The sequence below is a fragment of the Mesorhizobium sp. P171375 genome (assembly GCF_057786075.1).
The window spans coordinates 4,354,358-4,378,204 of the sequence record NZ_JBYNWF010000001.1 but is presented as its reverse complement, the minus strand read 5'-3'; the positions used below and the strand labels follow the sequence as shown (position 1 = coordinate 4,378,204).

At 62.8% G+C, this 23,847-nt stretch carries 32 protein-coding genes; 19 read left to right on the top strand and 13 right to left on the bottom strand.

The window, feature by feature from the left end; translation table 11 throughout:
- Window positions 1-51: 51 nt before the first annotated feature.
- Window positions 52-516 (top strand): hypothetical protein, encoded by a 465-nt coding sequence (locus ACYHH6_RS21105; RefSeq protein ID WP_352586993.1) that lies wholly within the window; start codon window positions 52-54, stop codon window positions 514-516.
- Between the two features lie 59 nt (window positions 517-575).
- Window positions 576-1,883, top strand: coding sequence for an adenylosuccinate lyase (gene purB, locus ACYHH6_RS21100; RefSeq protein ID WP_352586692.1), 1,308 nt, complete (start codon window positions 576-578; stop codon window positions 1,881-1,883).
- Window positions 1,884-2,093: 210 nt separating this feature from the next.
- Here the strand turns inward: purB and ACYHH6_RS21095 are convergent, their stop codons facing one another.
- Window positions 2,094-2,906, bottom strand: coding sequence for a VOC family protein (locus ACYHH6_RS21095; RefSeq protein ID WP_352586690.1), 813 nt, complete (start codon window positions 2,904-2,906; stop codon window positions 2,094-2,096).
- A gap of 191 nt (window positions 2,907-3,097) precedes the next feature.
- Between ACYHH6_RS21095 and ACYHH6_RS21090 the strand changes: the two genes are divergently transcribed.
- On the top strand, window positions 3,098-3,652 hold the full coding sequence (locus tag ACYHH6_RS21090; protein ID WP_352586688.1) for an RBBP9/YdeN family alpha/beta hydrolase: 555 nt from the start codon (window positions 3,098-3,100) through the stop codon (window positions 3,650-3,652).
- 20 nt (window positions 3,653-3,672) lie between these two features.
- Here the strand turns inward: ACYHH6_RS21090 and ACYHH6_RS21085 are convergent, their stop codons facing one another.
- Together ACYHH6_RS21085 and ACYHH6_RS21080 are read right to left on the bottom strand one after the other, a co-directional pair.
- Window positions 3,673-4,446, bottom strand: a complete 774-nt coding sequence (locus tag ACYHH6_RS21085) for an HpcH/HpaI aldolase family protein (protein WP_112561442.1) — start codon at window positions 4,444-4,446, stop codon at window positions 3,673-3,675.
- 130 nt (window positions 4,447-4,576) lie between these two features.
- Window positions 4,577-4,897, bottom strand: coding sequence for a DUF1476 domain-containing protein (locus ACYHH6_RS21080; protein ID WP_352559758.1), 321 nt, complete (start codon window positions 4,895-4,897; stop codon window positions 4,577-4,579).
- A 47-nt stretch (window positions 4,898-4,944) separates the two neighbouring features.
- Between ACYHH6_RS21080 and ACYHH6_RS21075 the strand changes: the two genes are divergently transcribed.
- The 7 genes from ACYHH6_RS21075 (at window position 4,945) to ACYHH6_RS21045 (ending at window position 8,293) form a co-directional block, all read left to right on the top strand.
- Window positions 4,945-5,067 (top strand): hypothetical protein, encoded by a 123-nt coding sequence (locus tag ACYHH6_RS21075; RefSeq protein WP_352586686.1) that lies wholly within the window; start codon window positions 4,945-4,947, stop codon window positions 5,065-5,067.
- A 105-nt stretch (window positions 5,068-5,172) separates the two neighbouring features.
- Entirely contained in the window at window positions 5,173-5,967 is a 795-nt protein-coding gene (gene purC, locus ACYHH6_RS21070) for a phosphoribosylaminoimidazolesuccinocarboxamide synthase (protein ID WP_056594372.1), read from the top strand.
- A gap of 40 nt (window positions 5,968-6,007) precedes the next feature.
- Window positions 6,008-6,250, top strand: a complete 243-nt coding sequence (gene purS / locus ACYHH6_RS21065; RefSeq protein WP_023715988.1) for a phosphoribosylformylglycinamidine synthase subunit PurS — start codon at window positions 6,008-6,010, stop codon at window positions 6,248-6,250.
- A gap of 19 nt (window positions 6,251-6,269) precedes the next feature.
- Window positions 6,270-6,524 carry a hypothetical protein gene (locus tag ACYHH6_RS21060; protein WP_352586684.1) on the top strand — a complete coding sequence of 85 codons (255 nt, stop codon included), beginning with the start codon at window positions 6,270-6,272 and terminating at the stop codon, window positions 6,522-6,524.
- Window positions 6,521-7,189: a phosphoribosylformylglycinamidine synthase subunit PurQ gene (gene purQ, locus ACYHH6_RS21055; protein ID WP_112561440.1), complete on the top strand. Its 669-nt coding sequence runs from the start codon at window positions 6,521-6,523 to the stop codon at window positions 7,187-7,189. The genes ACYHH6_RS21060 and purQ overlap by 4 nt, the downstream gene beginning before the upstream one ends.
- A 44-nt stretch (window positions 7,190-7,233) precedes the next feature.
- The gene (locus ACYHH6_RS21050; RefSeq protein WP_203279350.1) at window positions 7,234-7,644 is read left to right on the top strand and encodes a hypothetical protein; all 411 of its coding nucleotides are present in this window, start codon (window positions 7,234-7,236) and stop codon (window positions 7,642-7,644) included.
- Window positions 7,645-7,648: 4 nt separating this feature from the next.
- Entirely contained in the window at window positions 7,649-8,293 is a 645-nt protein-coding gene (locus ACYHH6_RS21045) for a Pr6Pr family membrane protein (protein WP_352586682.1), read from the top strand.
- A 16-nt stretch (window positions 8,294-8,309) separates the two neighbouring features.
- On the opposite strand, the gene ACYHH6_RS21040 is transcribed toward ACYHH6_RS21045, so the two are convergent.
- Entirely contained in the window at window positions 8,310-8,555 is a 246-nt protein-coding gene (locus ACYHH6_RS21040) for a DUF1127 domain-containing protein (RefSeq protein ID WP_352586680.1), read from the bottom strand.
- A gap of 93 nt (window positions 8,556-8,648) precedes the next feature.
- Here ACYHH6_RS21040 and ACYHH6_RS21035 point away from each other — a divergent pair, with 93 nt between their 5' ends.
- Window positions 8,649-10,061: an aminotransferase-like domain-containing protein gene (locus tag ACYHH6_RS21035; RefSeq protein ID WP_352586678.1), complete on the top strand. Its 1,413-nt coding sequence runs from the start codon at window positions 8,649-8,651 to the stop codon at window positions 10,059-10,061.
- Window positions 10,062-10,101: 40 nt separating this feature from the next.
- Here the strand turns inward: ACYHH6_RS21035 and ACYHH6_RS21030 are convergent, their stop codons facing one another.
- The gene (locus ACYHH6_RS21030) at window positions 10,102-10,266 is read right to left on the bottom strand and encodes a hypothetical protein (protein WP_352586676.1); all 165 of its coding nucleotides are present in this window, start codon (window positions 10,264-10,266) and stop codon (window positions 10,102-10,104) included.
- 189 nt (window positions 10,267-10,455) lie between these two features.
- On the opposite strand from ACYHH6_RS21030, the gene purL reads away from it, so the two are divergent.
- From purL to ACYHH6_RS21015, 3 genes are all read left to right on the top strand, one after another.
- Window positions 10,456-12,687 carry a phosphoribosylformylglycinamidine synthase subunit PurL gene (gene purL, locus ACYHH6_RS21025; protein ID WP_352586674.1) on the top strand — a complete coding sequence of 744 codons (2,232 nt, stop codon included), beginning with the start codon at window positions 10,456-10,458 and terminating at the stop codon, window positions 12,685-12,687.
- Complete coding sequence (locus ACYHH6_RS21020; protein ID WP_352586672.1) at window positions 12,684-13,208, top strand: hypothetical protein; 525 nt, start codon at window positions 12,684-12,686, stop codon at window positions 13,206-13,208. Before purL ends, ACYHH6_RS21020 begins: the two co-directional genes overlap by 4 nt.
- Before the next feature lie 111 nt (window positions 13,209-13,319).
- Window positions 13,320-13,553: a BolA/IbaG family iron-sulfur metabolism protein gene (locus ACYHH6_RS21015; RefSeq protein ID WP_192253559.1), complete on the top strand. Its 234-nt coding sequence runs from the start codon at window positions 13,320-13,322 to the stop codon at window positions 13,551-13,553.
- Window positions 13,554-13,565: 12 nt separating this feature from the next.
- On the opposite strand, the gene ACYHH6_RS21010 is transcribed toward ACYHH6_RS21015, so the two are convergent.
- Window positions 13,566-14,375, bottom strand: coding sequence for a phosphodiester glycosidase family protein (locus tag ACYHH6_RS21010; protein WP_352586670.1), 810 nt, complete (start codon window positions 14,373-14,375; stop codon window positions 13,566-13,568).
- Window positions 14,376-14,538: 163 nt separating this feature from the next.
- On the opposite strand from ACYHH6_RS21010, the gene grxD reads away from it, so the two are divergent.
- Window positions 14,539-14,874 carry a Grx4 family monothiol glutaredoxin gene (gene grxD, locus ACYHH6_RS21005; RefSeq protein WP_142868104.1) on the top strand — a complete coding sequence of 112 codons (336 nt, stop codon included), beginning with the start codon at window positions 14,539-14,541 and terminating at the stop codon, window positions 14,872-14,874.
- Between the two features lie 132 nt (window positions 14,875-15,006).
- Window positions 15,007-16,275, top strand: a complete 1,269-nt coding sequence (locus ACYHH6_RS21000) for a multidrug effflux MFS transporter (RefSeq protein ID WP_435053337.1) — start codon at window positions 15,007-15,009, stop codon at window positions 16,273-16,275.
- Window positions 16,276-16,330: 55 nt separating this feature from the next.
- Here ACYHH6_RS21000 and ACYHH6_RS20995 read toward each other — a convergent pair whose 3' ends face one another.
- The 3 genes from ACYHH6_RS20995 to rpsD form a co-directional block, all read right to left on the bottom strand.
- Window positions 16,331-17,158 carry an inositol monophosphatase family protein gene (locus ACYHH6_RS20995; RefSeq protein WP_352586668.1) on the bottom strand — a complete coding sequence of 276 codons (828 nt, stop codon included), beginning with the start codon at window positions 17,156-17,158 and terminating at the stop codon, window positions 16,331-16,333.
- Entirely contained in the window at window positions 17,148-18,041 is an 894-nt protein-coding gene (gene ttcA / locus ACYHH6_RS20990) for a tRNA 2-thiocytidine(32) synthetase TtcA (protein ID WP_352586667.1), read from the bottom strand. Before ttcA ends, ACYHH6_RS20995 begins: the two co-directional genes overlap by 11 nt.
- Window positions 18,042-18,192: 151 nt before the next feature.
- Complete coding sequence (gene rpsD, locus ACYHH6_RS20985; RefSeq protein ID WP_027028657.1) at window positions 18,193-18,810, bottom strand: 30S ribosomal protein S4; 618 nt, start codon at window positions 18,808-18,810, stop codon at window positions 18,193-18,195.
- Between the two features lie 105 nt (window positions 18,811-18,915).
- On the opposite strand from rpsD, the gene ACYHH6_RS20980 reads away from it, so the two are divergent.
- Entirely contained in the window at window positions 18,916-19,176 is a 261-nt protein-coding gene (locus ACYHH6_RS20980) for a hypothetical protein (RefSeq protein WP_352586665.1), read from the top strand.
- 16 nt (window positions 19,177-19,192) lie between these two features.
- Window positions 19,193-19,402, top strand: a complete 210-nt coding sequence (locus ACYHH6_RS20975; RefSeq protein WP_112561428.1) for a hypothetical protein — start codon at window positions 19,193-19,195, stop codon at window positions 19,400-19,402.
- Window positions 19,403-19,479: 77 nt separating this feature from the next.
- Here the strand turns inward: ACYHH6_RS20975 and ACYHH6_RS20970 are convergent, their stop codons facing one another.
- Window positions 19,480-19,668, bottom strand: coding sequence for a DUF3008 family protein (locus ACYHH6_RS20970; RefSeq protein ID WP_352586663.1), 189 nt, complete (start codon window positions 19,666-19,668; stop codon window positions 19,480-19,482).
- A gap of 147 nt (window positions 19,669-19,815) precedes the next feature.
- On the opposite strand from ACYHH6_RS20970, the gene ACYHH6_RS20965 reads away from it, so the two are divergent.
- Window positions 19,816-21,198, top strand: a complete 1,383-nt coding sequence (locus ACYHH6_RS20965) for an RNB domain-containing ribonuclease (protein WP_352586661.1) — start codon at window positions 19,816-19,818, stop codon at window positions 21,196-21,198.
- On the opposite strand, the gene murI is transcribed toward ACYHH6_RS20965, so the two are convergent.
- From murI to ACYHH6_RS20950, 3 genes are all read right to left on the bottom strand, one after another.
- The gene (gene murI, locus ACYHH6_RS20960; RefSeq protein ID WP_352586659.1) at window positions 21,195-21,995 is read right to left on the bottom strand and encodes a glutamate racemase; all 801 of its coding nucleotides are present in this window, start codon (window positions 21,993-21,995) and stop codon (window positions 21,195-21,197) included. The genes ACYHH6_RS20965 and murI overlap by 4 nt on opposite strands.
- A 140-nt stretch (window positions 21,996-22,135) precedes the next feature.
- Complete coding sequence (locus tag ACYHH6_RS20955; RefSeq protein ID WP_352586657.1) at window positions 22,136-22,738, bottom strand: hypothetical protein; 603 nt, start codon at window positions 22,736-22,738, stop codon at window positions 22,136-22,138.
- Window positions 22,739-22,817: 79 nt separating this feature from the next.
- Window positions 22,818-23,666, bottom strand: coding sequence for an RNA methyltransferase (locus tag ACYHH6_RS20950; RefSeq protein ID WP_352559777.1), 849 nt, complete (start codon window positions 23,664-23,666; stop codon window positions 22,818-22,820).
- Window positions 23,667-23,847 lie beyond the last annotated feature (181 nt).

The following is a 23,847-nucleotide window of genomic DNA, read 5'->3' as shown; positions in this document are numbered from 1 at the left end:
CTCGATCAACCCGGCTGGCGCCAGCGCGCTGGCAATCGCGTCCGCCGCGCCGTGCCGTCGCCCGTCGCGGCTCTTCTCGGCGCCCTGCTGTGGGCGATGGCCATGGGCGCCAGTGCGCTGCTCTGTCTTTGGCTCGACAATTGGGAGACGCCGGAAAAGATCCGCTTCGTCGTCCTGCTCTATGCCATGGGTGCGGCAATCGCCTTCCCCGTCGGCCTGTTCGCGGCGCGGCTGATCTCGCTCGACCGGCAGGCGGAAGTGGCGTTTGCCGCCGCCTTCATCTGCCTGCTTGCCGCAACGCTTGCCTTCACCGGCGGGCTGTTTGCCCTGCAATACCGCTCCTACTACGCCGAATGGCATGCCGAGGCCTTCACCGTCCGCTGGGCATTCGAACTGGTGTTCACCTCGCTGACGGCGCTCTACCAGTTCGTGGTGCTGGGTATCAGGCTCTATTTCCCGATCGGATTCATCGCGCTTGCCTGCGCCAGCCTGTGGTTTGCGCGCCAGCAGCGTTGAGCATTTGGTCCACCTCTGATAGGAGGCGGACTTATCCACCGACACATCAGGACTGACGGATGATCCCTCGCTATTCCCGGCCGGAAATGGTCGCCATCTGGTCGCCGGAAACCCGCTTCCGCATCTGGTTCGAAATCGAGGCCCATGCCTGCGATGCGCTGGCCGAGCTTGGCGTCATCCCTAAGGAAGCGGCCAAAACCATCTGGGAAAAGGGCAACGCTGCCAAATTCGATGTCGGCAAGATCGACGAGATCGAAGCCGTCACCAAGCATGACGTCATTGCCTTCCTGACCCATCTCGCCGAATTCGTCGGGCCGGATGCGCGTTTCATCCATCAGGGCATGACCTCGTCGGACGTCCTCGACACCTGCCTTGCGGTGCAGCTCAGCCGCGCCAGCGATCTGTTGCTCGCCGATCTCGACGGGCTGCTGGCCGCTCTCAAGCGCCGCGCCTTCGAGCACAAGGACACCGTCACCATCGGCCGCAGCCACGGCATTCATGCCGAGCCGACCACCTTCGGCGTCAAGCTGGCGCAGGCCTATGCCGAGTTTTCGCGCTGCCGCGAGCGGCTGGTGCACGCGCGGGAAGACATCGCCACCTGCGCCATATCAGGCGCCATCGGCACCTTCGCCAATATCGACCCCTATGTCGAAGAGCACGTGGCGAAAAAGCTTGGACTGAAGCCGGAACCGGTGTCGACGCAGGTCATCCCGCGCGACCGCCACGCCATGTTCTTCGCCACGCTCGGTGTCATCGCCTCGTCGGTCGAGCGGCTGGCAACCGAGATCCGTCATCTGCAGCGCACCGAGGTTCTGGAAGCTGAGGAGTATTTCTCGCCGGGGCAAAAGGGCTCGTCGGCGATGCCGCACAAGCGCAACCCGGTGTTGACCGAAAACCTCACCGGCCTTGCCCGCATGGTGCGCTCCATGGCGCTGCCGGCGATGGAGAATGTGGCGCTCTGGCACGAGCGTGATATCTCGCACTCGTCGGTCGAGCGCATGATCGGACCGGACGCCACCGTGACGCTGGATTTCGCGCTGTCGCGGCTGACCGGCGTCGTCGACAAATTGCTGGTCTATCCCGACAACATGCTGAAGAACATGAACAAGTTCCGCGGCCTGGTGCATTCGCAGCGCGTGCTTTTGGCGCTGACGCAGGCCGGCGTATCACGCGAGGACGCCTACCGTCTGGTACAGCGCAACGCCATGAAGGTGTGGGAACAAGGCGCTGATTTCCTTGAGGAACTGTTGGCCGACAAGGAGGTCACCGCAGCGCTGCCCGAAGTCGAGATCCGCGAGAAATTCGACCTTGGCTATCACACCAAACATGTCGACACGATCTTCAAGCGGGTTTTTGGGGAAGCTTAGCTTCCTTCTCCCCGTCACTATACGGGGAGAAGGTGCCGGCAGGCGGATGAGGGGCGGCGCGAACTTTTGCGATGATCGAAACCGCTCACGCGTGACAATCTCAGAACGCTTGCGCTGCCCCTCATTGCCCTGCCGGGCATTTCTCCCCGTATAGTGACGGGGAGAAAGACGATTTCGCCGCCGCTTTCGCCAACCGCCAACGTTGTCTAATTACGCCTTGCCGGGAACCGTCCTGATCACCGTGCCCCACGGATCCTCGCGGCTCGTTTCCTTGGTCACATTGTCCGACCGCATCTCGACCCAGGCAAGGCCGGTGCGAGACGGGTCGCGGCGGCCAGCGCCGGCACTATGCCACGAATTACCACCGATATGGTGATGATAACCGCCGGACGACAGGAACACCGCCTGGCCGCCATATTTGGCCACCGTGTCGAAGCCGAACTCCTGGTGCCACCAGGCTTCGGCGTCCTCCGGCCGGCCGACGCGCAGGTGGACATGGCCCACAATGCTGTTTTCCGGGGCGCCCTGCCAGCCGGCGTCACCGGCCGGCACGCTGGCTGCCACGGCAGCCAGGTTCAGCCGCTCGGTCGCCATGGCGATCTTGTCGCCGTTCCACTTCCACTCCTCCGGCAGGCGGTCTCGATAGATTTCAATGCCGTTGCCTTCGGGGTCAGTCAGGTACAGCGCCTCGCTGACCAGATGGTCGGAGGCGCCCTCGATGCGGATCTTGTTGGCGGCGGCATGGTTGATCCAGCGGCCGAGATCGGCGCGGCTGGGCAGCAGGAAAGCGGTGTGGAACAGGCCGGCGCTGCGCGGATCGTCCGCCTTTGCCGCCGCATCCGGCTCGATGACCAGCAACGGGCGATCGGCGGCGCCCAGCGTGATCGCGCCGTCGGCGCGGCTCAATTCCTGCAGGCCGACAACGGCACGGTAATAGGCCGCGAGGCTCTCGGCATCGCGCGCCTTCAGGCCAACGCGTGACACACTGACTGGGGTAGTCGCGGCAAAAGGCAGTTCGCTCATAAAACTCTCCATTCGGCGCACCGTCCGAGGCGCCCCAGCAATTCTGTCGATGGTCCCAATGTGACATCTCAGATCGTCTATCCCGATCGTTCACACAAGACGGAAAGAATCGAACAGGTTGTTCACAATTGTGATGCATTGCGTGCATCAGCATGGTTGCACGAGACAGAGCTGCTCGCTATCTCAGCGGCATGAAAGTCAAAGACGCAGATATCTTGATCGTGCCGGGCTACACCAATTCAGGCCCGGAACACTGGCAGACACGCTGGCAGGCCAAACTGTCGACGGCGCGCCGAGTCGAGCAGGCCGAATGGTCGAAGCCGGTGCGCGAGGACTGGACAGCGAGCGTGGCGAACGCCGTCAACGTAGCGGAGCGGCCGGTGGTGATCGTTGCCCATTCGCTGGGCGTGGCAGCCGCGGTGCAGGCCATACCGCAATTCAAGAAGCCGGTCGCCGGCGCGTTTTTTGTCGCGCCTCCCGATGTCGCCAACCCGGAGATAAGGCCGAGGCACCTGATGACCTTCGGCCCCTATTCGCGCGAGCCGCTGCCCTTCCCGTCCATCGTGATCGCCAGCCGCAACGATCCGTTCTGCGCCTTCGAGGTTGCCGAGGACATTGCCGGCGCCTGGGGTTCGCTGTTCATCGATGCCGGCGAAACCGGTCACCTCAATGAGGACGCCGGCTTCGGCCCGTGGCCCGAGGGATCGATGACCTTTGCCAAGTTCCTGACCGACCTCAAGGCCTGACCGGGGGAAGGCGTCGCGCCTTAGCCCTTGATCGAATCGTTCATGCTCTTGATCAGGGTTTTTGCGCCGAGTGAAATCAGCGCGTGGTCCGAGCCCATCGCCAGCAGCCGGTAGCCCATTGCCACGACGCGGCCGGCTATCGCCGGCTCGACGACGTAGATGGCGGCATGCTTGCCAGCCTTGCGTGTCCGCTCGGCGATGGAGGCGACGGTTTCCATCATGCTTTCCAGCGTCGAGTTGATGGTGGCGCCGTTCGACCAGGCGATCGAGAAATCCGATGGACCGAGGAAGATGCCGTCAATGCCGGGCGTATCGAGAATGCCGTCCAGCGCATCGAGCGCGGCGCGCGTTTCGACCATGGCAAAGGCCATGGTGCGCTGATTGGTGTCGCGCAGCCACTCGGCATGGTCGCCCTTGCCGTGGCGCGGAAAGGCATAGGTCGGGCCCCAGGAGCGCTCGCCGAGCGGCGGGTACTTCATGGCGGCGGCAAAGAGTTTTGCATCGGCCACCGAGTTGACCATTGGCGCAATCACTGCCTCGGCGCCGAAATCGAGCGCGCGGCTGGCCATGTCGAAGCGGCCTACCGGAATGCGCACCAACGCCGGCTTGTTGGCGGCGAGCACCGGCACGAGACCGCGCAAGACCGAGTCTTCATGGTGCCCGCCATGCTGCATGTCGAGTGTGACGGCGTCAAAACCCTGCTTGGCGATGATTTCGACCGTCAAGGCGTCCGGAACCCCGGACCAGGCGGTGAACAGCGTTTCATCCGCCGCCAGGCGTGATTTCAGGGACATCGGCGCTTTTCCTTGTTGGCACGGGCCCTTCAGCAGGGCCTGCGCGCAGTTTCAGCCGGAAAAGGCTGAAAAGGCAAAGAAAAACCGCCCGGTTGGGCCGGGCGGTCGATTGGTCCAGAAGTGGCTGCAATCAGGTGTTCTTGATCTGCTCGATCGCCTCCGCCATCAATTCGTCCATGGTGCGGCGGATCTGATGGTCGGACTGGTCGACGCCGGCGGCGTCGAAATCCTTGCGGATCTTGCGGAACACGTCGTGGTCGCCGGCTTCCTCAATGTCGGAAACAACCACTTCCTTGGCATAGGCGTCAGCGTCAGCGCCGGACTTGCCCAGCTTTTCGGCGGCCCACAGGCCAAGCGCCTTGTTGCGGCGTGCGGAGGCCTTGAAGCGAAGTTCTTCGTCGAAGGCGAATTTGCGCTCAAAACCCTCTTCGCGGTCTTTCATGCTGCTCATGGCTTCCCTCCGGTGAAATCGATTCGCGTTGGCGGTGGATATGTGTGTTGCCGCAGCACAAACCAAAAGGGCGCGGGTCGGTCAATATGCTACATCACTTGCTGCGCTGCGGCATTTCATTCCTGAAAGCGGTCAACGAGAAGGATTTGCCGATTGAGCAAACGCTGTGATTGGGATAGACCCGGCATTGAACCCACCCGTCGCCGCACTAATTTAGGCAGACGGACAGGAACTGGTCGCTTGCCGCCTGCCCGCAAATCCAGAGAAAAAATCAGATGAAAAATCGCCGCCGCATTTATGAAGGCAAGGCCAAGATCCTCTATGAGGGACCAGAACCGGGCACGCTGATCCAGTTCTTCAAGGATGATGCGACCGCGTTCAACAAGAAGAAACACGAGGTCATCGATGGCAAGGGCGTGCTCAACAACCGCATTTCCGAGTACATCTTCAATCATCTGAACCGCATGGGCATTCCGACCCACTTCATCCGCCGGCTCAACATGCGCGAGCAGTTGATCAAGGAAGTCGAGATCATTCCGCTCGAAGTGGTGGTGCGCAATGTCGCCGCCGGTTCGCTGTCCAAGCGCCTCGGCATCGAGGAAGGCACCGTTCTGCCGCGCTCGATCATCGAATTCTATTACAAGGCCGATGCACTCGACGACCCGATGGTGTCGGAAGAGCACATTACCGCCTTCGGCTGGGCGAGCCCGCAGGAGATCGACGACGTCATGGCGCTGGCCATCCGCGTCAACGACTTCCTCTCCGGCCTGTTCATGGGTGTCGGCATCCAGCTCGTCGACTTCAAGATCGAATGCGGCCGACTGTTCGAAGGCGACATGATGCGCATCGTCGTTGCCGACGAGATTTCGCCGGATTCGTGCCGGCTGTGGGACGTGGCAACGCAGGACAAGCTCGACAAGGACCGTTTCCGCCGCGATATGGGTGGCCTCGTCGAAGCCTATCAGGAAGTCGCCCGCCGCCTCGGCATCATGAACGAGAACGAGCCGCCGCGCCCGACCGGCCCGGTGCTTGTCGCCTCGACCGAAGGCATCAAAGGCAAGCCGCACTAAGCCGCGCCATGCAAACCATTCGAACAGGAACCCGTCTAGCATGATCAAGGCCCGCATCACCGTCACCCTCAAGAACGGCGTGCTCGACCCGCAGGGCAAAGCCATCGAGCACGCTTTGTCCGGCCTGGGCTTTGGCGGTGTCGGGCAGGTGCGACAGGGCAAGGTGTTCGACCTCGAGCTTGCCGAGACCGACAAGGCCAAGGCAGAAGCAGATCTCAAAGCCATGTGCGACAAGCTGCTGGCGAATACGGTGATTGAGAACTATAGTGTGACGCTTACCTGAGGTTGTACCGGAGCGGCTGATGGCAGAAGTCACGAATGAGCTGATGTACGAATTTCTCAAGAAAATCCATTCAACGATGGATCGGCTTGAGAATGGTCTAGGCGAAGTTAAGCAAGAGATTGTTGCGGTCCGGCTGCAGGCTTTGAGCACGCAAACGGATGGCAGCAACATCTACGCGATAACCGGTCGCATCGATCAACGTCTTGAACGGATTGAGCAACGCCTCGATTTGCGAGAGCTAGCCGAAAATCAGAGGCCTTACGAACCGAAATGAAATCAGCTGTCGTTCTTCTCCCCGGCCTCAATCGCGACCGCGACATGATCGCCGCATTGACCAAGATTTCGGGACAGGCGCCGGCCACCGTCTGGCAGACTGACACCGAAATCCCCGATGTCGATCTGATCGCCATTCCCGGCGGCTTCTCTTTCGGCGACTATCTGCGCTGCGGCGCCATTGCCGCGCGCATGCCTGTCATGCGGGCGGTGGCGGAAAAGGCGGCCAAGGGCGTCATGGTCATCGGTGTGTGCAACGGGTTCCAGATCCTGGTCGAGGCCGGCCTGCTGCCCGGTGCGCTGATGCGCAATGCGTCGCTGAAATTCGTCTGCCGGCAGGTGAAGCTCGAAATCGCGAACGCCAACACCATGTTCACCCGCCGCTACCAGCCGGGCCAGATCATCCGCACGCCGGTGGCGCATCATGACGGCAACTATTTTGCCGATGCCGACACGCTTGCCCGCCTCGAAGGCGAAGGACAGGTGGTGTTTCGCTATGCCGAGGGCACCAATCCCAATGGCTCGATCAACGACATTGCCGGCATCATCAGCGAAAAAGGCAATGTACTCGGCCTGATGCCGCATCCGGAGAACCTGATCGAGGCCGCGCATGGCGGCAGCGACGGGCGGGCGCTGTTCGAAGGCGCGCTCGGCATCGCCGCCTGATATCCTTTTTCGAAATTCCTTTCAAAGCGCGGGGGCGGCTGACCATGAGACTGACGATTGCCCGGATGGCTCTCCTGACCGCCGCCGGCTTGGCGTTGGCGTCCTGCCAGTCCAGCCCGAAGAGCGCGCCGGCGCCTGCGGGCAAGAGCGCTTCGCTGCTGGCCATGGAACAGGTGGCGATATCAGCCCACAAATGCTGGATCGCCAGCAAGGATCCCGCGTTCAAGTCGTACCAGATGGCCAATGAGCTGAATTCGTTCAGCGGCACGCCGCGCTTCCTGCTGGTTCCTGCCAAGCATTATGGCGGCAAGCCCTTGCTGGTCGTCCAGGCGCAAGGCAATTCCAGCCGCATCGACGTGTTCGGTCCGCTGATGGACGATCCGCTCGGCGCTCGCATCGGCTCCGACATTGCGCGCTGGCAGACGGGCAATCCCTCGTGTAACGCGGCCGCCTGACGCCATGGCCCGCTTCCTGCAGATTGCGGGATTGGTCATTGGTCTGGCCGGGCTTGTCCTGCAAGCCTGCATCACCATCCCGGCGTCGATGGAAGCTGGCCGCAGTTTTCTCGGCTCGATCATCTTTCTGTTCAGCTTCTTCACCATCCTGACCAACATCGGCGCAGTGCTGGTCCACACCTCGCTGCTGTCACCCAGCGGCTACGCCTGGCTGCCCGCCTTTGCCGGACCGCGGATGCGCGCAGGCGTCGCGGTTTCCATCGCGCTGGTCTTCATTGTCTATGCCACGGTTCTGGCACAGCTCTGGCAGCCGCAGGGCCTGTTTCTATTCTGCGACGTGCTGCTGCACTATGTGACGCCGGTGCTGTTCGTGCTGTGGTGGCTGGTGGCAGGCGCCGACGGCAGGACACGCTGGAGCGACATCTCCTGGTGGATGACCTATCCGATCGCCTATCTCGCCTATGCGCTGGCGCGGGCGCCGATCGCAGGCGAAGTGCCCTACCCGTTCCTGGACGTTGCGAAAAACGGCGCGGCCAGCGTCGCGCTTGCGGCGCTGGCCGTCACCGGGGTTTTTCTGGTGCTGTGCATCCTCGCCGTGCTTGCCGACAAGGGCGTCTCACGCCTCAGGACACCGGGTGTCCGTCGCTGACTGGAACGGTTCCGGGTCAGTCCCAGAAGCGCCGGATCCCTTCGCGGTAGGCGTCGGAACGCGACACACCGATATCCTTAAGCTGCTCGTCGGTCATTTCCAGCAGGACCAAGCGGCCGCGACGGCGCTCGATCAGCGCGTCGATCTGCTGCGCCAGCGACCTGACCACCTGCACGATGCGGCTGACAAAGCCTCGCCGGCCCGACGGGCGCGGCCCGACCAGTTCAATGCCCGCGCAGCGGATTGTCTCTGATGTATCCATTGTCTTTCTGCCAAGGTTGCAAATTGTACCCATTTTGATACGGTGCTGATATGTATTGACTCCTAATTCGGTGCAATATACAAAATTGTCACCATGACAAATTGGCTTCCTGACCTCACCACCGGTTCCGGCCCGCTCTATCAGCGCCTTGCCGATAGCATTGAGGCCGATATCGACAAGGGCATCATCGACGCCGGGGCAAAATTGCCGCCGCAGCGCGATCTCGCCTATGACATCGGCACCACGGTCGGCACGATCGGCCGGGCCTATCAGTTGCTGCGCGAACGAGGGCTGGTGAGCGGCGAGGTCGGACGCGGAACCTATGTGCTGGCCCAGCAATCGGAAGCGGCGAGCCCCGAATTCGCCGAGCCCGCCGTGCAAGGGACGCGCTATGTCGATGCGCCGCCCGGCAAATTGCGCTTCGACAGCACGGCCGCGCCCGACATCGGCCAGGGCGCCATTGTCGCCGACATGCTGCAGCGCACGGTGCAAGATCACCCGCATGAGATTTCCAGCTACACTAGGGATTTTCCAGAGCGCTGGTTCGAGGCCGGCGCCCGCTGGCTATCGCGCAATTCGTTCCGCCCGGCGGCCGAGACCATCGTTCCCACGCTCGGTACCCATGCCGCTGTCATGGCGGCGATCGCGGCGCTGACCACGCCTGGCGACTATGTCGCCTTCGAGCACCTGACCTATTCGCAGATCGCCCGCAGCGCCGGGCTGATCGGGCGGCGCATTGCACTGGTGGCATCGGACGAGGAAGGTCTCGATCCCGAGGATTTTGAGCGCGTCTGCGCGCAAAAGCACCCGAAAATGATCTTCCTGATGCCGACGGTGCAGAACCCGACGCTGGCGATCCTGTCGGTTTCGCGTCGCGAGGCGATCGCGCGCGTCGCGCGCGAGTACAATGTCATCCTCATCGAGGACGATCTCTATGGCGGTCTGACCGAGGACCCGACGCCGCTCATCGTTGAATATGCGCCCGAGCGCACCATCGTTGCCGGTGGCCTGTCGAAATCGGTCGCCGCCGGCGTCCGCGGCGGCTGGCTCTCCTGCCCGCCCGCCTATCGCCATCGCATCCGCGTCGCCCACAAGATGATGACCGGCGGCATGCCGTTCCTGCTGGCGGAGGTGAACGCGCGGCTGGTGCTGTCCGGGCAGGCCGGCGATATCCGCCGGCGCAGCATCGCCGAAATCGCCGCCCGCATCGCCATCGTGCGCGAGACTCTGGCCGGCTTCGCCTTCAAGTCACACGACAGCGTGCCCTTCGTCTGGCTCACCTTGCCCGACCCCTGGCTGTCCGGCACCTTCCGTAGTGCATGCCTCGAAAATGGAGTGCTCCTCGACGACGAGGACGAGTTCAAGGCGGGGCGCTCCGAGCAGGTTTTCCACGGTGTTCGTTTCGGCGTTTCGCAGCCAAGGCGGCGCGAGGATATTGCCGGAGGCGTCGCGGTGATCCGGCGGCTGCTGGAGGAAGGCCGCGCCGGCTACGACAGGTCTTCCTGACCCGTTGAGGCTTAACTGGTGCTCGCGGCCCTGGCCTCGGTCAGCCCTCTGCCTTGAAGTTTTTGGCTTCCTTCGCGCCCTTTTCCTTGCCGTGCTTCTCGGCAAGGTCCTTGGCTTGCTGCGGCGAAACGTCGGTGATATCGGCAAGATGCATAGCTTCCTTGTCCGAGAGGCGATTGTCTTTCTTGCCTTGCTTGGTGGCCATATCCAGATCTCCTGATTGATTGGAGACCTAACGGCCGGAATGCCATAGCGTTCCCCGACGGGCTCCACTGCCCCCTCGCCTTGTGGCTTTCCGGCGTTTTTTCGTCAGCGGATGGGGTGTATCACGCCAAAGCTTGCGATAAGAGGGGACTCAGAAATCCCCCTCTCCCATGGATACCAATCGCTGCCCATGACCATTTCCAATTCCGTGCCGATCACTCCGGAACTCATTGCCGCGCACGGGCTGAAGCCCGACGAATACCAGCGCATCCTCGATCTGGTCGGGCGCGAGCCGAGCTTTACCGAACTCGGCATCTTCTCGGCGATGTGGAACGAACACTGCTCCTATAAATCCTCGAAGAAATGGCTGCGAACGCTGCCCACCACCGGGCCGCAGGTCATCCAGGGTCCGGGCGAGAATGCCGGCGTAGTCGATATCGGCGACGGCGACTGCGTCGTCTTCAAGATGGAGAGCCATAACCACCCCTCCTACATCGAGCCCTATCAGGGTGCGGCGACCGGCGTCGGCGGCATTCTGCGCGACGTCTTCACCATGGGCGCGCGGCCGATCGCGGTGATGAACGCACTGCGCTTCGGCGCGCCAGACCATCCCAAGACACGACATCTGGTCTCCGGCGTGGTTTCCGGCGTCGGCGGCTACGGCAATGCCTTCGGCGTCCCGACGGTTGGCGGCGAGGTCAATTTCGACGCTCGCTACAACGGCAACATCCTGGTCAACGCCTTTGCCGCCGGTCTCGCCAAGACCGATGCGATCTTCCTGTCGGAAGCCAAGGGCGTCGGCCTGCCGGTCGTCTATCTCGGCGCGAAGACCGGACGCGATGGCGTCGGCGGCGCCACCATGGCGTCGGCCGAGTTCGACGACAAGATCGACGAGAAGCGCCCGACCGTGCAGGTCGGCGATCCCTTCACCGAAAAATGCCTGCTCGAGGCCTGCCTGGAGCTGATGGCATCGGGTGCCGTCATCGCCATCCAGGACATGGGTGCGGCCGGCCTCACCTGCTCGGCGGTCGAGATGGGCGCCAAGGGCGACCTCGGCATCGAACTTCAGCTCGACCAGGTGCCGGTGCGCGAAGAGCGCATGAGCGCCTATGAGATGATGCTCTCGGAAAGCCAGGAGCGCATGCTGATGGTGCTGCGCCCCGAGAAGGAAAAGGAAGCCGAGGCGATCTTCCACAAATGGGGCCTCGACTTCGCGATCGTCGGCAAGACCACCGACGATCTGCGTTTTCGCGTCATCCATCAGGGCGACGAGGTCGCCAATCTGCCGATCAAGGACCTTGGCGACAAGGCGCCGGAATATGACCGCCCCTGGGTCGAGCCGAAGAAGCCGGCGGCATTGGCGGCCGGCGATGCGCCGAAGGCCGATGTCGCCGACGCGCTGCTGAAGCTGCTCGGCGGACCGGATTTGTCATCGCGGCGCTGGGTGTGGGAGCAGTATGACACGTTGATCCAGGGCAATTCACTGCAACTGCCGGGCGGCGACGCCGGCGTGGTGCGCGTCGAAGGCCATCCGACCAAGGCGCTCGCCTTCTCCTCCGACGTGACGCCGCGCTATTGCGAGGCCGACCCCTATGAGGGTGGCAAGCAGGCGGTGGCCGAATGCTGGCGCAATCTGACCGCAACCGGCGCGCTGCCCTTGGCGGCCACCGACAACCTCAATTTCGGTAATCCGGAGCGGCCCGAGATCATGGGCCAGCTGGTCGGCGCGGTGAAAGGCATTGGCGATGCCTGCCGCGCGCTCGACTTCCCGATCGTGTCCGGCAATGTCTCGCTCTACAACGAGACCAACGGCCAGGGCATCCTGCCGACGCCGACCATAGGCGGCGTCGGGCTGATCGCCGACTGGTCGAAGATGACGCGCATCGGCTTTGCCGCCGAGGGCCAGATGATCCTGCTGGTCGGCGCGCCGGCGACATGGGGCAGCCATCTCGGCCAGTCCGCCTATTTCAGAGACATTCATGGCCGTACCGACGGCCCACCGCCACCGGTCGACCTCGCACATGAGAAGCGCGTCGGCGACCATGTGCGCGCCCTGATCGCGTCGGGCGTGGTGACTGCCGCGCATGACCTTTCCGATGGCGGCCTTGCCGTGGCGCTGGCCGAAATGGCGATGGCATCCGGCATCGGCGCCACCATTCCGGGCCTTGCCGGCACCGACCCGATTCCGGTCTGGTTCGGCGAAGACCAGGGCCGCTACCTCCTGACGCTGTCGGTCGATCCGCAGAGCAAGGAATGGGACGCCATCCGCGAGGAGCAGAGCAAGCTCGGCATTTTTGCGCCATGGATCGGCTCGACCGGCGGGCGCGAGCTGAAACTCGGCGATGCCAGGGCGATCCCGGTCAGCGAATTGACCGCCGCCCATGAAGGCTGGTTCCCGCGCTTCATGGACAAGGCCAGTTGAGCAGACTGGCTGCCCGGACGCTGATCGCTGTCGTCTTCTGGCCGTCGCTGTTCTTCTTCTGGTTCCTCGGCCCGTTCGTCTTTTTCCTGCTGTCGACGACCTCAAGCGAGGTCTGTCCGCTGCTGGAAAGGCGCGAGCAATTCCTTGAGGCGGCCAACGGCGCGCTTCCGATGCTGGTCCTGCAGAACCTCCTTTATGCGGCTCCGATCATCTGCCTGGTGCTTTGGATCCGGCTTTTGCCGGACCCGGCGCGAGCAAGACATGTCGTCACCTGCATCAAGCTTTTTATTGTTGCAGTGGTCATAGGGGCGCTGTGGGAATATGGCTCGTCGCTGGCCTGCGACGGCTACGGCCAGCCATTCTTCTCGCCATTGTGGCAGATGACCAGCTATCTCCCCCTCGTCAGCCTGGTGATCAACATTCCGCTCTATGTCCTGACCTTCAGCCTTGGCCGAGGGTTCTCGACCCGCGACGACATCACCGAGGATGGTGTGGTCCACCCTCGGCAGGATGGCCCGTAGGTCCTGTGTTGATGGACAGGACGGCTTCAATCCGAGCCGGAAAGGCTTTAGGCTTACGCCCGAGTCACATCGTACAAGCTGCCTAGCCGCCGCCCAGAACAGGATTTTGCCATGGCAATGGATGCCCACGACATCGAAAAACTGATCAAGGCCGGCATTCCGGACGCCAAGGTGACGATCCGCGACCTCGCCGGCGACGGCGATCACTATGCGGCCGAGGTGGTGGCCGAGAGCTTCCGGGGAAAGAGCCGCGTCCAGCAGCACCAGATGGTCTATGACGCACTGAAGGGCAATATGGGCGGCGTGCTGCACGCGCTGGCCCTGCAGACCAGCGTGCCGGACTGAAGCCAGGCTCGCCTACTGCGTCAGCGGCTGCCTGGCCGAAACGGCAATGATCGGCCCGGCCGGATACTTACCGCCGACGATCATTCTCTTTCCATCCGACATCGCCGAGACCGCGCCGTCGAGGAACAACGCGTTGCGGCAGCCAAGCGCGTCGCGGAACAACCGGGCGAAGCTGCCGAAACTCACCTCCGAACGTGAGATCGCCAGCACGACGGTGTATTCATCGCGCACGCCGACGCCGTTCCTGATGTAGCGCGAGGTGCCGTTCGGCTCGAAGCGCGGGTGAATCTGACCGTCGATCACCAGCATCGGGCCCGACTGCGTGGCGAAGGCGACATCGGGTTTCGCCGCGACATAGGCGCTGCTTTCCATGACAGCGGCCTTGCCGTCCTTGCCAACCAGAAAGACGCCGTTCGGCTTCAGGAAGAAATTGCCTTCGCCGTCGGCACTGTTGAGCGGCGATTTTTCGCTGCCGTTCTCGACCAGCAGGCCGACCGGCGACAAATCCTGGTGATACATGCCGCCATTCATGGCGAGCAGCACCGGCCTGCCCTCGCCGGCAACCGCCTTGTCAAAGGCTTCCAGCGAGCCGAAGGGCTTGCCGTCGGCACCGGCATGGAAAACTCCGATGCTGTCGGCTCGAAGATCGATCTCGCAGACGACATAGGTCACTGCCTCGAAAGCGACATTCCGACAGGGTGCGGGCAATTCGCCGCCGACAACCAGCGGTGGCGGCGGCTCCGGGCGTCTCGGCCACCAGATAATGGCTGTCGCCGCCACCAGGATTGCGATCAGAAGGGCGGCGCCATGTCGTTTTTTCATCATCTTCCGAAGGCTGCAATCGGGCGGGATGCTTGGCCCAAGACAGGCGATCCTTTGCGCCATTTCCGCGGCAGCGGCGCAAACATCTTGTTTCGGCCCATCTATGGGTTTATTTGATGGCTATGCTTCGAGCCTGACTCCCACAGGCGTGAAAGGATATTCCATGAGCGGCATCAACGACTACATCGACAGCGAAGTGAAGGGCAATGACGTCGTCCTTTTCATGAAGGGCACGCCCGGTTTTCCGCAGTGCGGGTTTTCCGGCCAGGTGGTGCAGATCCTCGATTACATCGGCGCCGACTATAAGGGCGTCGACGTGCTGACCTCGGCCGAACTGCGCCAAGGCATCAAGGAATACTCGAACTGGCCGACGATCCCGCAGCTCTACGTCAAGGGCGAATTCGTCGGTGGTTGCGACATCATCCGCGAAATGTTCCAGGCGGGCGAGTTGCAGACGTTCCTCGTCGAAAAGGGCGTCAGCGTCAAAGCTCCCGCCTGATTCTGGGGCGCCTGATTCTGGTTTGAGACCGGGGCAGCCCCGCCCCGGCAAAATGTTACCTCCCTTTCGGGGTGAGGACGAATGGATGCGCCGGCATGCCGGCGCATATTCGTTTTGAAGATCGGACTCGCCGTGGACCAGCAGTCACAAGCGCCGCAACAGGCAAGCAACTTGCCTATTCCGCGCTGGGAATTCATCGCGCTGTGCGCGGCGTTGATGGCGTTGAACTCGCTGGCCATCGACATCATGCTGCCCGCGCTGCAGCAGATCGGCGCCACGCTCGGCGTCGAAAATGAAAACCACCGCCAATATGTAATCACCGCCTACATCTTGGGCTTCGGCGGCGGACAGCTTTTCTTCGGGCCGATCTCGGACCGGTTCGGGCGCCGCGCGCCGCTGGTCGTCGGGCTGGCGATCTACGTCGTGGCGGCGGCGGCTGCCGCCATCGCCCCCTCATTCGCCATCCTGCTGCTGTGCCGGCTTGTGCAAGGCATCGGTGCTGCGGCCACGCGCGTCATCGCCGTCTCGATCGTGCGCGACACGTTCGACGGCCGGCGCATGGCCGAGGTAATGTCGCTGATCTTCATGGTGTTCATGGCCATCCCGGTGATTGCTCCGGGGATCGGCCAGTTCATCATGCTGTTCGCAAGCTGGCACTGGATCTTCGTCACCATGGCGGTCGGAGCGCTGATCGTGTCGGCCTGGTCGCTGCTGCGGCTGCCGGAAACGCTGCACCCGGAATATCGCCGGCCGTTGACAGTCTCATCCGTCCTCGGCGGTTTCCGCATCGTGCTCACCAACCGCATTGCGCTTTGCTACGCCTTCGCCAGCACCTTCATTTTCGCCGCCATGTTCGGCTTCATTGCCTCGGCGCAGCAGATCTATGTCGACATTTTTCATGTCGGCGAGATGTTTCCGGTCATCTTCGCCGGTGTCGCCGGCGTTCTTGCTTTTTCGAATTACCTCAACTCGCGCCTGGTCGGCCGCATTGGCATGCGCCGTCTATCGCAGAGCGCGCTGCTGCTGTTCCTGGTGATCAGCCTTGCCTGGCTCACCGTTTCGCTGGAGATGAACATGCCGCTCTGGCTGTTCATCACCTTCTTCGCCGGCGCGATGATCCCGTTCGGCGCGCTGGGCGCCAATTTCAACGCGCTTGCGATGGAGCCGCTCGGGCAACTGGCCGGCACGGCGTCGTCGATCCTGGGCTTCATGCAGACGTTTCTCGGCGGCATTCTCGGCACGCTGATCGGCCAGGCCTTCAACGGCACGGTGACGCCGCTGGCCGCCGGTTTCTGCAGCGTCTCGGTCGCGGCGCTGCTGATGATCCTGATCGCCGAGCGCGGCAAGATGTTCCAGCCGCACAACCCACCCATTTCAGGACACGTCACCGACCTGCATTAATTTTGGTCTGGAGACCGGACGCCTGGCGACTTAAACGCCAGAGCAGGAACTGAGCCTACTCGGCCCATAGTTCGCGGCGCAATTCCTGCCAGCTTTCCCTGTCGGGCGCGACCAGGATGCCGCCGTCGACATGCGACGGCAAATAGGCGCTGCCGTCGATGCGCGCGGTGTAGCCGCCGGCCTCGGCATGGATCAGCACGCCGGCCAGATGGTCCCACGGCATCAGCTTGTTGTAGACGACGAAATGCGCATGGCCGCTGGCCAGCAGCCGGTATTCATGCGCGGCGCAGCGATAGCCGAACTGCGACAGCGTCTTGGTCTGGTTGCGGGCCAGAAGCGACCGCTGCGGCTCAGTCAGATATTGCCAGGAAACCGAACCGGTCATCTGCGAGACGGGCACGGCATCCGCGACGTGCACCTTCTCCAACGCGCCATGCGCGTGACGTATGTGGGCTCCAGCGCCCTTGACGCCGATCAGCCAGTCCTTGCCTACGGGATCATGGATGATGCCGGCCACGGTCTCGCCCTTGACCACGACGCTCTGCATGACGCCGAACAGCGGCACGCCGGAGGCGAAGTTGAAGGTGCCGTCAACCGGGTCGATGACAAACGCCAGATCGGCATCGCCCAGCCCCTGGAGCAGCGCCGGATTGTCGGAACAAGCCTCCTCGCCAACGATCATCGCCTGGGGGTAGCGCTCGCGCAGCCTTGCCGTGATCAGCCGTTCGGCATTGACGTCGGCCTCGGTCACCAGGTCGGCGGCCGAAGTCTTCTGGCGGACGTCGCCCTCGCCCAGCCGGCGAAAGCGCGGCATGATCTCGGCCCTGGCTGCATCGGCGAGAAGTTCGGCCAGCCAGTCGATCGCACGGTCGTCAAATGTCATCGGAAACGTCTTGTCCTGCGGTAAGGCTGCCGTTGAGGGCTGTGAAATCGAACAGTTTGCGGTCGAGCAGATGCGAAGGCCTGGTGTTGGACAGCGCGCGCAGCATCGTATCCTTGCGGCCGGGCATGCGCTTTTCCAGATCGTCCAGCATTGCCTTCATGGCGTTGCGCTGCAGGCCTTCCTGGCTGCCGCAGAGATCGCAGGGAATGATCGGGAATTTCATCGCGGCGGCGAATTTCTCCAGATCCGCCTCGGCGCAGTAGCTCAGCGGCCTCAGCACCATGACGTCGCCGTCATCGTTGAGCAGCTTTGCCGGCATGGCCGCAAGGCGGCCGCCATGGAACAGGTTCATGAAGAAGGTTTCAAGAATGTCTTCGCGGTGGTGGCCGAGCACCAGAGCCGAACAGCCCTCTTCACGCGCGATGCGGTAGAGATGGCCGCGCCGCAGCCGCGAGCACAGCGAACAATAGGTGCTGCCCTGCGGCAGCTTGTCGGTGACCACCGAATAGGTGTCCTGGTACTCGATGCGATGGGAAATGCCGTGCGCGTCGAGATAATCCGGCAAGATGTGTTTCGGGAAATTCGGCTGGCCCTGGTCGAGATTGCAGGCGAGCAGCTCGACCGGCAGCAGACCGCGCCATTTGAGATCGAGCAGCACGGCGAGCAGTCCGTAGGAATCCTTGCCGCCGGAGAGCGCCACCAGCCAGCGGTCGCCGGGCCTGACCATGGCGAAATCCTCTATCGCCTGGCGGGTCAGCCGCAGCAGCCGCTTGCGCAGCTTGTTGAACTCGACGGAAGACGGCACGTCGGCGAACAGCGGATGGAAGCCGCCTTCGGCATCGGCAACCGGTTCAAGCAGATCGGCGTTTGGCAACATGTTCATGGCGCGTCGGCCCAAATCCCTGTTGCGCCCGGATTAGCGCATTGGCTCGAAAATCGAAATCGGTTTTTGGTCGATGCTTCGCAAAGCGCGATGCACAAAGAAAAAGGCCGCCTCGAAAGGCGGCCTTCGATATCTGCGGCAAAGAGGCCGATCAGCGCGAATAGAATTCGACGACCAGGTTCGGTTCCATCTGCACGGCGAACGGAACGTCCGCCAGGCCGGGGATGCGCGAGAAGGTCGCGACCATCTTGTTGTGATCGGCTTCGATGTAGTCCGGGACGTCGCGTTCGGCGAGACCGACCGATTCCAGAACGATCACCAGCTGCTTCGACTTTTCGCGCACTTCGATGACGTCGCCCGGCTTGCAGCGGTACGAGCCGATGTTCACGCGCTTGCCGTTGACGTTGACGTGGCCGTGGTTGACGAACTGGCGGGCGGCGAAAATGGTCGGCACGAACTTGGAGCGGTAGACGACCGCGTCCAGACGCGACTCGAGCAGGCCGATCAGGTTCTCCGAGGTGTCGCCCTTGCGGCGGTCAGCCTCTTCATAGACCTTGCGGAACTGCTTTTCCGAAACGTCGCCATAGTGACCCTTCAGCTTCTGCTTCGCACGCAGCTGCAGGCCGAAGTCGGAAAGCTTGCCCTTGCGGCGCTGGCCGTGCTGGCCGGGGCCGTATTCACGCTTGTTGACCGGGGACTTCGGGCGGCCCCAGATGTTTTCGCCGAGACGGCGGTCGATCTTGTACTTCGCGGATTCGCGCTTGCTCATCGCATTCCCTTTCAAAACAAACCACCCGGAACCTCATGGTCCGGGTGAAGGAAACGCGCCCTCCTCTGGCCTCCGTTTTCGAGACCTGACAGGGTTTTCCACGCAATGCGATGGAAAACCCACGGGACACGTCAGTTTAACAAGGCCAAGGAAACGATAAACCTGTTTTCCCTGGGTTCTTGCCATGCAAAAGAAACCACCGGGCATTGCGGCCCGGTGTTGGTGGGCTCGTTAAACGGAGATTTAACCGGTGTCAAGCTCGCTGCTGGCGGCGGTAGCGGCATCCATATAGCATTTCTGGTGTTAAGTGCGGTGCCGGATGTGGCGGGGTCGTTGCCAACGGCATTAGGAAGGGACTGGAGCTAGAGGAGCCAGAAGTCGTATGAAAAAATTCTTCCTTTCGTTGGTAAGTGCAGCCGTCCTGGCAGGATCGATGTCGATTGCCGTCCCCGAGCCGGCGATGGCCAGGCATTGGCACGGTCACAGGCACCATCAGGTCTGCCGCATCGTGGTGAAGAAGAAGGTCGTCTGGCGGCACGGCCACAAGAAGGTCATCCGCTACAAGGTGAAGCGCTGCTGGTGGCGCTGGTAGTTTCGGCTTCGGCCTGAAGTGAAGAGCCCGCGGTCTGGGCCGCGGGCTTTTGTTTTTGACGGCACAGTATCCGGGCCTCAGTCCACCGATTTCTTCTCGGGCAGCCCCTTGCGCTTGGTCTCGGCGAATTCCTCAAGCTGCTTTTCGCTCATCGATTCATACATTTCGCGTGCAGCGCCTATGAGTTCGCCTTTCTTGGTTTCGCCGCGTTTGGCCGAAAGCGCGGCGCCGGCGGCCTTTTGCTGGGCTTGTGATTTTGCAGGCATATCGGTTCCTCCTTTGCTGCCAGAAGGAGAAACGTTGCGCTTCGGCGACGGTTCCAGCGCCGGCGGGCAACTCCCGGTCCGCACTCGTGTCTGTCCGGCCCAGCAGCCGGCCTTCCCGTGTCCGGAACGCCAGTGTAGGACAGCGCCATGAAATCATTGACCGATCCCTCGCAAGCCCTCGCCACCGGCCTCGCGAAAATCCGAACCGAATTCCATGTGCCGGACGGGTTTCCTCCTGATGTGATTGCCCTGGCGCAGACGGCGGCCAGACGGGAGCCCAGCCAGCATGCCGACCGGACGGCGAGGCCCTTCGTGACACTCGATCCGGCAACTTCCACCGATCTTGATCAGGCGTTTTCGATCGAGGCGAGCGGCAGCGACCTCCTGCTGCACTATGCCATTGCCGACGTAGCCTGGTTCGTCGAGGACGGAGACGCGGTGGATGTCGAAGCCTGGGCGCGGGGCGAGACCCTGTACTTGCCAGACGGCAAGGCCGGGCTCTATCCCCAGGTGCTTGCCGAGGGTGCCGCGAGCTTGCTGCCCAGCGGGCCGCGTCCGGCAGTTGTCTTCACGATTCGGATCGCCGCGGACGGCGCGGTAAGACTGGATGGCGCGGAGCGGGCCATCATCCAGAGCCGCGCCAAGCTCGCTTACGACAGCGTGCGAGCCTCCGACGTTCCGGCCGGCTTCGCCGAAATTGCGCGGCGCATGGCGGCAAACGAAGAGCGTCGTGGCGCTTCCCGCGTCGACCCGCCCGAGCAGGAGGTGGAACAGCTTGCCGACGGCACATTCCAGCTTTCGTTCAGACCGCTGCTGCAATCCGAACAAGACAACGCCGCGCTTTCGCTCGCTGCCAACATGGCGATTGCCGACGCCATGCTGGCACACCGGACCGGACTGTTCCGGGTGATGGCGCCGCCGGATGCGTCCAAGGTGCAAAGACTGCGCAACGCGGCACTGGCTCTCGGCCTGTCCTGGCCGGCTTCGACCAGTCTGCGCGACTATCAGCGAACCCTTAATCCGGGCGACAGGCAACAGGCAGCGCTGATGCTGGAAATCCGCCGTGCCGGTTCCGGTGCGTCCTACCAGCCCTATGAGGAAGGCGTCGTCCCGTGGCACGAGGCCATGGCTGCGACCTATGCCCATGCCACCGCGCCGCTGAGGCGGCTTGCAGACCGCTATGTCGTGCGTTGCGCGCTGGCAATCGCCAACGGCCAGCCGGTGCCGCAGGCCGTTAGCGATGCGTTCACCAGGCTGCCGAAGGTGATGGGGCGGGCGGATGCCCGCGCCTCGCAGATCAACCACGCGGCCATCGACCTTGCCGAGGCGGTGATGCTGAAGGGACGCCAGGGTGAAATGTTCAAGGCCGTCGTCACCGACGTCGCCGACCAGCGTATGCGCGTACAGCTCTCGAACATGCCTGTCGTTGCGAATGTGAAGGCCTCCGGGTTCAGGCAGGGCGACAGCCTGACGCTAAGGCTTGTTTCGGCCGATCCGGATCAACGCAGCATTGTCTTCCAACCTGCCTAGCGTGCGCTCAATCCAAAACCCTGCATCAGCCGGCCGATGGCGAAATCCGGCTTTCCCGAGGTAAAGACGGCGATGTCGGGCTCGCCTTGCGGCAACGCCCCGTCGACGGCCGGAAGCAGCGACAAGGCACGGCGGGCAATCGCCTCGGCCGGATCGATCCAGTCGACCGGCCAGGGTGCTGTCTTGCGCATGCGGTTGGCCAGGAACGGGTAGTGCGTGCAGGCGAGCACGACGATATCGGTGCGCAAATCGTCATGCTGGACGAAGCACGGTGCGATCTCGGCGCGCACGGCCTCTTCGTCGACAAAGCCCTCGCGCATGTAGGCCTCGGCCAGTCCGGCCAGATTGTTGCTGCCGACCAGGCGGACATGGCATTTCTGCGCCCATTTGCCGATCAGGTCGCGCGTGTACTGGCGCTTCACCGTGCCCGGCGTCGCCAGCACCGAGACCAGCCCGGAGCGGGTGCGCTCGGCTGCCGGCTTGATCGCCGGCACCGTGCCGACAAAGGGATGGCCGGGGAATGTTTCGCGCAGCGCGTCGATCACCAGCGTCGAGGCGGTGTTGCAGGCGATGACCGAAATCGCCGGCCGAAAACGGTCGAGCAGCTTGGCGAAGAGATCGAGTATGTGAGCCTGCAGCGCCGGCTCTTCCCAGGCGCCATAAGGAAAGGCCTTGTCATCGGCGACGTAGACGAAGCGCCGGTCGGGCATCAGCACGCGGGCTTCGCGCAGCACCGTCAATCCGCCAACGCCGGAATCGAACATCAGGATCGGGCTGTGGCTTGATCGATCGCTCATTGATGTCGGACCATGGAAAGAGGCTGGAGGGCTGGCCAGTGATGTGGCCGATGCCGTTCTATCCGCAACGATCATGGTCTTGAAGTGGCGAATTCACCCAAGTTTTGCGCAAAGCCGGCGAAGACCGCTTTCCGATTGCTCTACAGCCCACGCTTGCCGAAGCCCGCGGGCTTTGGCCGACCCACCGGTTGGACGGATGGCACCGAGCGTGTGGCCGGTGCTGCGGCGCGCGCAGTGGATGGCGCAGCGCTGTTGGCCATCCGGCCGCTGGCCGACGGAACAGCGCCCTCGAAATCGAAAACCGATGTCAGCTCATCGATATTGCTGCCCGCCACCGGCTTCGCCACCAGGATCGTGCACCAAAGGCCGAAGATCGACAGCGCAAGCAGATTCAAACCACTGGGCGTGCTTTCCGGATTGTTGAAATCGATGACCAGCAGCGTGCCGGCCTGCAGGAAGGCGTAGATGGCGCAGAACACGATGTAGGACCACAGGATCCAGCCCTTCCCGTTGGCGTCGCGGCTGCGCCGCCAGGCGATGTTGCCGCGCATAACCACAGCCAGCAGCGAAACGACGAGGACCGCGCCGGCCATTCCTTGCCGCGACGGACCAGGCGCGGAGTTGATGAAGCCCCCAAAGCCCATCGTGCCGACAATGCACACCAGAGCAGCCATGGCCTCGAGGAAAGCTACCCCAAGGGAATAGAAGAAGAAGCGCATGCGGCCGATATTGGAGGTGAACATGAGCGACCCACCGTTTTCACAACAATAGATCAGCACCAGATAATATTCAGTTACGCCGGACGTTCGAAGCTTACAGAGCTTAACCTTCTTGGTCTGTCTTCCGGTTTCGCGCGGCGGCCGGAAGCCGTCTCGGATCGTCTCCGGGTGAGCCGTCGCCGCGCGGCATGGCCGGCGAAAACCGGTCCAGCGACGAAATGATGCCGCGCAGCACCTTCAGTTCCGGCTCGGCAAACCCGGCGCGCGTCAGGACAGCGCGCAGGTTGTCGACCATCTTCGGCTTCTTCGGCGCCGGGCGGAAATAGCCGCGCGCTTCGAGCGCGCCTTCGAGATAGGCAAACAGGCCGTGCAACTCTTCCTTGCTCGCCGGCTTCATTTCCGGGCTGGAGAAATTGGTCGTCGTCTCATCCTCCAGGCCCGACTTCATCCACTCATAGGACATCAACAGCACGGCCTGGGCGATGTTCAGCGACGAAAAGCCGGGATCGACTGGAAAAGTGACGATCTCGTCGGCGAGCCCGACCTCATCATTGTAGAGGCCGAACCGCTCGCGGCCGAACAGGATGCCGGTGCGCTGGCCAGCTATCTGACGAGCCCTCAGCGCCCTGCCCGCCTCGACCGGTCCGCGCACCGGCTTGAAGCCGTCGCGCTCACGCGCCGTGGTGGCGAAGACGAAATTGAGATCCGCCACCGCGGACGCCAGATCGCCAAACACGGTGACGGCATCGATGACATGGTCGGCGCGGCTGGCGGCAGCGCGCGCCTTCTCGCTTGGCCAGCCATCGCGCGGATTGACGAGCCTGAGTTCCGACAGACCGAAATTGGCCATGGCGCGCGCGACCATGCCGATATTCTCGCCAAGCTGCGGCTCGACGAGGATGATCGCCGGGCCGGCGGCGGAGACGTTTTCAGGAGGTTGCGCGGCGGACATGATCTCAATGAACTGCTGTTTGCGGCATTTTCAGCGTTCCCTGCCACATCCGCCCGCCAAAATGAAGCGTTTGCAAAAACACCAGGTCGCCGCGCGGACGGCCCATTCAGCGCCGATCGGCGTTTGCGCCGCCAAATAGGCTTTGATATACGGGCCGCATCCCCGGCCGAAAGCCATGCGG